Origin of the sequence: Micropruina sp. (genome assembly GCF_027492755.1) — a bacterium.
Taxonomy (GTDB): Bacteria; Actinomycetota; Actinomycetes; order Propionibacteriales; family Propionibacteriaceae; genus Micropruina.
On sequence record NZ_JAPUED010000170.1, the window covers coordinates 1 to 7,889 of the forward strand.

The following is a 7,889-nucleotide window of genomic DNA, read 5'->3' on the forward strand; positions in this document are numbered from 1 at the left end:
TGTCGTCGCGGTACTTCACGTTGAACCGCGGGTCGTGCTGCTTGATCCAGGTGTATTCCAGCTGCAACGCCTCGAGCTCGTTGCGCACCACCGTCCACTCGACCTTGGCCGCGGTGCGAACCATGGTGCGGGTGCGGAAGTGCAGCAACGCCGGATCGGCGAAGTACGAGGTCAGCCGCTGCCGCAGATTGACCGCTTTGCCGACGTAGATGACCCGGCCCGCGGCGTCGCTGAACCGGTAGACGCCCGGCTGGGTGGGAATGGTGCCGGTCGCCGGGCGGTAGGACTCCGGATCAGCCATGGCGGCCAGCATAGGTCGCGCCACCGACAGGAATCGCCGCCGGTCACTGGCCCGCGCCGGTCCGGGTCCGGACGGCGCGGGCGCCGCTCACATCTCGAAGGGAGCCTCACCGACGTAGACCGCGTAGACGGCGTCCGCGGCGGCCCGGGCGACCTCGGGATCGGCGCCGTCGGCGGCGTGGGCGAGTGCCCAGCGGTCGGCCGCGAGCCGGTTGAACCGCTTCCCCTCCGGCCCGAGCTGCCAGGCCATCGGATCGTCGGGACGCTGATCGGGCGCGGTCAGGTGCAGGTTGAGGCCGAGCAGCGCCGCGTCCCAGCCGAGGCCGGTGGCGCCCGGGCCGAACCGGTTCCAGAGTTCCTCGGGTACCGAGTCGGCGGGCGCGACATGCTCGAGCTCCAGCCGGGTCGAGTCCGCGTCCTCGGCGTGCAGCCGGACGGTCAGCCAGCTGACCCCGCCGCCGAACTCCCAGGTGACCCGGAAGTGGGCACGTTCGGTGCCGGGCGGCTCGCATTCCAGCACGGTGCCGCCGGCGTTGCCCTGCAGTTGGTAGCGCCCGCCCAGGGCGAGGTCACCCTCCACCGGCAGGAACCACCGCCCGATCCGCTCAGCGGAGGTGACGGCGTCCCAGACGTCGTCGAGTGGCGAGGGGTAGCGCTGTGCGAGGCTCTGGACGCGGACCGCGATGCCGTCCCGTTCGGTACTGCTGACCGCGCGCTGCACGCCGGCGACCTGGCTGTCGATATCCATCAGTGCTCCTTGTTGATCGTGTTGTCGGGGACCGCACCCTCGCCCGCCGCGGCGCCGTCGGGCAGCAGCGATCCGTCACGTTCGGCGGCAAGGCGGCGTTCCCGCCGCCCGCGAGCGAGTTCGGTGCCGAGCGCGGCCAGCGGTGGTTCCCAGAACCGGCGGAACGCGGCCAGCCAGGCGTCCGCCTCGGCCAGCGGCTCCGGCTCCAGGGCGTAGAGGCGCCGGGTGCCCTGCGGTCGGACCCTGGCGAAGCCGGACTCGCGCAGCACCCTCAGATGCTGCGAGACCGCCGGCTGTGAGATGCCGAACTCGCCCTGCACCGTTCGGCCGATCTCGCCGGCGGACGCCTCACCCGCGGCAAGCAGCTCGACGATCCGGCGACGAACCGGGTCTCCGAGGATGTCGAGCGCGTGCATGAGACCATATTTGCGTGAGGACTTATATAAGTCAAGACTGAAATAGTCTCCAGCCCTTCGTCATCCCGGCGAACGCCGGGATCTCCTTCACGGCCAGATCCCGGGGCAAGCCCGGGATGACGGATACCCAGGCCTGGCTCAGGCGCCGATCAGCTCGCCTTGCGGCGCCGCCTGGCCGGTGCCGGGGCGGGCACCTCCACCAGCGGCTCGGGCGGTTCGGCGACCGCTACCTCGTGCCCCCGCAGCACCTCGCGGAGGAACTCACCGGTGTGCGACTCGGGCGTAGCAGCGATCTGCTCGGGGGTTCCCTCGGCGATCACCAGACCGCCCCGCGAACCGCCCTCGGGACCCATGTCGATCACCCAGTCGGCAGTCTTGATCACGTCGAGGTTGTGCTCGATCACCACCACGGTGTTGCCGGCGTCGACCAGTCGGCCCAACACGCCCAGCAGCTTGCGGATGTCCTCGAAGTGCAGGCCGGTGGTCGGTTCGTCGAGCACGTACACCGTCCGCCCGGTCGACCGCTTCTGCAGTTCGCTGGCCAGTTTCACCCGCTGCGCCTCGCCGCCGGACAACGTGGTGGCCGGCTGACCGAGCCGGACGTAGCCGAGGCCGACATCGACCAGGGTGCGCAGATGCCGGGCGATCGCCGGGATGGCGGCGAAGAACTCCACCGCCTCCTCGATCGGCATGTCGAGCACCTCGGCGATCGTCTTGCCCTTGTAGTGCACCTCGAGGGTCTCCCGGTTGTACCGGGCGCCGTGGCACACCTCGCAGGGCACGTAGACGTCGGGCAGGAAGTTCATCTCGATCTTGATGGTGCCGTCACCGGAGCAGTTCTCGCAGCGCCCGCCCTTGACGTTGAACGAGAACCGGCCCGGCTGATAGCCGCGCACCTTCGCCTCGGGTGTCTCGGCGAACAGCTTGCGGATGTTGTCGAAGACACCCGTGTAGGTGGCCGGGTTGGACCGCGGGGTGCGGCCGATCGGCGACTGGTCGACGTGGATCGCCTTGTCGATGTTGTCGATGCCGGTGATCGACCGATGCCGGCCGGGCACCGTACGAGCGCTGTACAACTGCTTGGCCAGCGCCCGGTACAGAATGCCGTTGACCAGCGAGGACTTGCCCGAACCCGACACGCCGGTGACCGCGATGAACTGCCCCAGCGGGAACGACACGGTGACGTCGCGCAGATTGTTCTCACGGGCCCCTTGGACGGTGATCGCCCGCCCCGTCCGGGGCCGACGGCTGCTGGGCATCGGAATGCTGCGCCGGCCCGACAGGTAGGCGCCGGTGAGCGAATCGGGGCTGGACAGCAGTTCGCTCACCGGGCCGGAGACCACCACGTGGCCGCCGTGCTCACCCGCACCGGGACCGATGTCGACCGCCCAGTCGGCGGTGCGAATGGTGTCTTCGTCGTGCTCGACCACGATCAGGGTGTTGCCCAAATTGCGTAGTCGCACCAGGGTGTCGATCAGCCGGCGGTTGTCCCGCTGGTGCAGACCGATGGACGGCTCGTCGAGCACGTACAGCACCCCGACCAGGCCCGAACCGATCTGGGTGGCCAGCCGGATCCGCTGCGCCTCGCCGCCGGAGAGCGAACCCGCCGACCGGGACAGGGTGAGGTAGTCGAGGCCCACGTCGAGCAGGAACCGGAGCCGCTCGTTGATCTCCTTCACCACCCGTTCGGCGATCTTGGCCTCACGCTCGGTGAGCTCGAGCGAGCCCATGAACCGGGACACCTCGTCGATCGACATGCCCGACACCTCGGCGATGTTGCGCCCGCTGACCGTGACCGCCAGCGAGGACGGCTTGAGCCGCGCCCCCTTGCAGGTCGGGCAGGGCACCTCACGCATGTAGCCGGCGAAACGCTCGCGGGAGTTCTCGGACTCGGCCTCGTTGTAGCGCCGCTTGATGTACGGCACCGCACCCTCGAATTTGGCCCGGAACGAATGCTCACGGCCGTGCCGCGACCGGGTGTGTACCTGGATGGTGCCCTTCACGCCGTGCAGGATCAGGGTGCGTACCCGTTCGGGCAGAGCGCTCCACGGGGTGTCGAGGGAGAATTTGTGGGTCTCGGCGAGCGCCTTGAACAGGGTCTGGAAGTAGCCGGAGACGTACACCGACGTCCAGCACGAGACCGCTCCCTCGGCGAGGCTCTTGCCGGTGTCGGGGACGATCAGCTCGACGTCCACCTCGCTGGTGGTGCCCAGCCCGGAGCAGGCCGGGCAGGCGCCCCAGGGACCGTTGAAGGAGAACTGCCGGGGCTCGAGCTCTTCGATCGCGATGTCGTGTTCGTTGGGGCAGGCCAGCTTCTCGGAGTAGCGCCGCTCGCGATCGGGCGAGTCAGCCGGACGGTCGACGAAGTCGATCGCGACCACTCCCCCGGCCAGGCCGAGCGCGGTCTCGACGGAGTCGGTCAACCGTTGCTTGGTGGACGGCTTGACGGCCAACCGGTCGACGACCACGTCGATGTTGTGCTTCTTCTGCTTGTCGAGCGTCGGCGGGTCGGTCAGCTGGTGGATCTCGCCGTCGACCCGGACCCGGCTCAGGCCTTGAGTGGCCAACTGGCGGAACAGATCGTGGTACTCCCCTTTGCGGCCGCGCACCACCGGCGCCAGCACCTGGAACCGGGTGCCCTCGGGCAGCCCGAGCAACCGGTCCACGATCTGCTGCGGGCTCTGCCGGGCGATGGGCTCGCCGCAGATCGGGCAGTGCGGCCGTCCGGCGCGGGCGAACAGCAGCCGCAGGTAGTCGTAGATCTCGGTGATGGTGCCCACCGTGGAGCGCGGATTGCGGCTGGTCGACTTCTGGTCGATCGACACCGCCGGCGACAGGCCCTCGATGAAGTCGACGTCGGGCTTGTCCATCTGACCCAGGAACTGCCGGGCGTAGGCGGACAGCGATTCGACGTAGCGGCGCTGCCCCTCGGCGAAGATGGTGTCGAACGCCAGCGACGACTTGCCCGAACCGGACAGCCCGGTGAAGACGATCATCGCGTCGCGCGGCAGGTCGAGATTCACATTGCGTAGGTTGTGCTCGCGCGCGCCTCTGACGATCAGCCGTTCATTCACGGCGATCATGCTAGACGCCCCCTCCGACAGTTCCTGCAGCCGGTCTGTCCACACCGTCCCGGTCCCACCCCGTAGGGTGGCAGGCATGACCGAGCAGACGTTCACGGCGCCGCTCGAGACGTTGCGCAAGCGCGTCCAAGAGGCCACCCAGCGCCTGCTGGGCGACACCATCGGAATCTCCGACGGCGACTGGAACCGGGCCAGCCTGTTGCCGGGCTGGTCCCGGGCGAATGTGGCCGCGCACCTGTCGGCCAATGCGGACGCGCTCGCCGAGCTGATCGACGAGGCGGTTCAGGGACGATCGGTCGCGCTGTACGCCGACGAGGAACTGCGGACCGAAGGCATTGAGCGCGGCTCGTGCATGACCGGCCTGGAGTTGCAGATCTGCCTCGACACCTCGGCGGGACGGCTCGAACGAGCGATGGACGCGGTGACCGACTGGTCGGCCCCGGTGGCGTTCCTCGGCCGCCGGCTGACTCTGGCCCAGGTGCCGATGGCGCGACTGTCGGAGGTCGTCGTGCATCACCTCGACCTCGACTGCGGCTTCGACACCGGACGGCTCGACTCCTCCTCGGCGCGCTGGCTGCTGCAGTGGGCGGAACTCCGCTACGCCGACGGCTCCGATCTGCCCGCCGTCCGGTTGGAGAGCACCTCGGGCCTGACCGCCGAACTGGGTGCCGCTGGCGAGCGCCGGACCGTGACCGGAAGCGACGCCGCGCTGTGGGGCTGGTTGATGGGCCGAACCCGTCCCGACGAGGTCGAAGGGTCGGACGGGCTCACCCCGGCCCTGCGCGCATGACCACCATCGCGATCGGAGCCGGCCTGCGGCTGACCAAGCGCTCGGTGGGGCCGATGGACAACAACGCCTACCTGCTCACCGACGGTACGGACGCCCTGCTGATCGACGCCGCCAACGAGGCTCGCGTCCTGCTCGAACTGGTGGCCGGACTGAACCTGGTCGGCGTGGTCACCACTCATCGCCACCCCGACCACCTTCAGGCACTCGCCGCGGTGGTCGCCGCCACCGGGGCACCCGCCTACGCCGGCACGCCGGACGCCGGCGCGATCGGACAGGCCACCGGAGTGACCTGCCGCGAGGTCTGGGACGGCGACGTCCTCGCCGTGGGCGGCGTCGAGTTGGCGGTGATCGGCCTGGTCGGCCACACCCCCGGTTCGATCACGCTGGCGCATACGCCGTCCGATGCCCCCGATCGGCTGTTCACCGGGGACAGCCTCTTCCCCGGTGGTGTGGGCAAGACCGGAAGCGGCGCCGACTTCGACAGCCTGCTCGGCGACGTCACCACCAAGTTGTTCGACCGGTTCGCCGACGACACGATCGTTCATCCCGGGCACGGCGCCGACACCACGCTGGGCACCGAGCGTCCGCACCTGGAGGAGTGGCGCGCCCGCCGCTGGTAGCCCCGGTACGGGGGGACGGTTCTTTTCGTCCCATTCCCGCAGACTCGCCGGTACGGAGGGACGGTTCTTTTCGTTCCACTACCGCGGACCCTCAAGCACGAAGACCGATCCGAACGGTACGCGGTACGGAGGGACGGTTCTTTTCGTTCCGCGGATCCGGCAATGATGGAACGAAAAGAACCGTCCCCTCGTTCCAGATCACTGCGGGGGCTGGTGGTACTCGGCTTCCTTGCGGAGGTCGTGCCGGGACTTGATCAGGCTGGCGACGGTGGTGATGGCGAGGGTGCCGATGATCACCAGCAACGAGAGCCAGATCGGGATGTCGACGCTGAAGCCCCAGCCCTGGTCGAGGTGGTACTCGTGCAGGGCGTGCAGCACCAACTTCACCCCGATGAACGCCAGGATGAACGACAGGCCGACCGACAGGTAGACCAGCCGCTGCAGCAGCCCACCGATCAGGAAGTAGAGCTGGCGCAGGCCCATCAGGGCGAACACGTTGGCAGTGAACACCAGGAACGGCTCCTGGGTGAGGCCGTAGATGGCCGGGATCGAGTCGAGCGCGAACAACAGGTCGGTGCTGCCCAGGGCGACGATCACGAAGAACATCGGCGTGATCAGCCGCTTGCCCTGCTCCACGACCGTGAGCCGGGTGCCGTGGTAGTCGTCGGTGGAGGGGAAGGTCCGCTTCACCCAGCGCATCGCGAAGTTCTCGGTCTTCTCGTCGTCGTCCTCGGGATGCAGGTAGTCCATGAAGAGCTTCCATGCCGTCCAGATCAGGAAGGCGCCGAACAGGAAGAACACCCAGGAGAACCGCTCGATGGCGGCCGCACCGAGGGCGATGAAGATCGCCCGGAAGATCAGCGCGAGCACGATGCCGAACATCAGCGCGTACTGCTGATACTTCCGCGGCACCCGCAGGTTGCTCATGATGATCACGAAGATGAACAGGTTGTCGATGCTCAGGCTGTACTCGGTCAGCCATCCGGCGAAGAACTCACCGGCGTAACGCGGTCCGGACACTGCCCAGACGCCGAACCCGAAGGCGATCGCCAACGCGACGTAGATGCCGATCGCGATGCCGCACTCCCGCATCGAGGGTTCGTGCGGGCGGCGTCCGATGATGAACAGATCGAAAGCCAGGATCGCGACGGTCACCGCGAGGGTGATCAGCCAGGCGGTAGGGGTGACGTGCAAGGGAGCGCCTCCTCAGGCTTGAGCCTCGGAGGTCTCCGCCACTGTTGCCAGCCGAGGCGCCGGGCCGGAGTTCCGACCGTGATGACGACCACCTCGCTAGGGAGTACTCCCCTCCGCCGTCGATTCTCCCACCCGACCACAGGCCATGCCAATCGGCAACGACGACACAACCGCCGCGATCGCGTTCACCCACCTGAGCGAACCGGCGACTCTGTCGACAAGGTCGTCCGGCGGATGCTCCTACTTGGTCGCAGCCAGGGTCTGGCGAATCATCTTCTTCAAGTCGGCGATCTCGTCACGCAGCCGAGCCGCCAGCTCGAACTGGAGTTCGGTGGCGGCGCTGTGCATCTGTTCGGTGAGCTCCTGGACGAGGCTGGCCAGCTCGCTGGCCGGCATGCCGTCGGTGTTGCGGTGCTCGTGCGAACCGATCGGCACCGGCGACACCGAACGACGTCCGCCGGTCCTGGTCATCAGGCCGGCGGTGTCGGCGTCTTCACGGGCCAGCATGTCGGTGATGTCGGCGATCTTCTTGCGCAGCGGCTGCGGATCGATGCCGTGTTCGAGGTTGTAGGCGACCTGCTTGGCGCGGCGGCGGTTGGTCTCGTCGATGGCCGCCGCCATGGACGCCGTGATCGAGTCGGCGTACATGTGCACCTGGCCGTTCACGTTGCGGGCGGCGCGGCCGATGGTCTGGATCAGCGACCGCTCGGAGCGCAGGAAGCCCTCCTTGTCGGCGTC

The 7,889-nt window shown here is 68.3% G+C and carries 8 protein-coding genes; 2 read left to right on the forward strand and 6 right to left on the reverse strand.

The window, feature by feature from the left end; genetic code table 11:
- The 4 genes from Q0066_RS11765 to uvrA form a co-directional block, all read right to left on the reverse strand.
- On the reverse strand, positions 1-301 hold a 301-nt coding region (locus Q0066_RS11765), incomplete at its 3' end, for a GIY-YIG nuclease family protein (protein ID WP_298133105.1).
- A gap of 87 nt (positions 302-388) precedes the next feature.
- On the reverse strand, positions 389-1,048 hold the full coding sequence (locus tag Q0066_RS11770; RefSeq protein ID WP_298133107.1) for an SRPBCC family protein: 660 nt from the start codon (positions 1,046-1,048) through the stop codon (positions 389-391).
- Positions 1,048-1,464, reverse strand: a complete 417-nt coding sequence (locus Q0066_RS11775; RefSeq protein WP_298133108.1) for a metalloregulator ArsR/SmtB family transcription factor — start codon at positions 1,462-1,464, stop codon at positions 1,048-1,050. The genes Q0066_RS11770 and Q0066_RS11775 overlap by 1 nt, the downstream gene beginning before the upstream one ends.
- A gap of 149 nt (positions 1,465-1,613) precedes the next feature.
- Complete coding sequence (gene uvrA / locus Q0066_RS11780) at positions 1,614-4,547, reverse strand: excinuclease ABC subunit UvrA (protein WP_298133110.1); 2,934 nt, start codon at positions 4,545-4,547, stop codon at positions 1,614-1,616.
- Between the two features lie 76 nt (positions 4,548-4,623).
- Between uvrA and Q0066_RS11785 the strand changes: the two genes are divergently transcribed.
- Positions 4,624-5,337: a maleylpyruvate isomerase family mycothiol-dependent enzyme gene (locus Q0066_RS11785; protein WP_298133112.1), complete on the forward strand. Its 714-nt coding sequence runs from the start codon at positions 4,624-4,626 to the stop codon at positions 5,335-5,337.
- Complete coding sequence (locus tag Q0066_RS11790) at positions 5,334-5,957, forward strand: MBL fold metallo-hydrolase (RefSeq protein ID WP_298133114.1); 624 nt, start codon at positions 5,334-5,336, stop codon at positions 5,955-5,957. Before Q0066_RS11785 ends, Q0066_RS11790 begins: the two co-directional genes overlap by 4 nt.
- A 198-nt stretch (positions 5,958-6,155) precedes the next feature.
- Here Q0066_RS11790 and Q0066_RS11795 read toward each other — a convergent pair whose 3' ends face one another.
- Positions 6,156-7,151, reverse strand: a complete 996-nt coding sequence (locus Q0066_RS11795; protein WP_298133116.1) for a TerC family protein — start codon at positions 7,149-7,151, stop codon at positions 6,156-6,158.
- 240 nt (positions 7,152-7,391) lie between these two features.
- The coding region (locus tag Q0066_RS11800) for a UvrB/UvrC motif-containing protein (RefSeq protein ID WP_298133118.1) at positions 7,392-7,889 on the reverse strand (498 nt) is incomplete at its 5' end.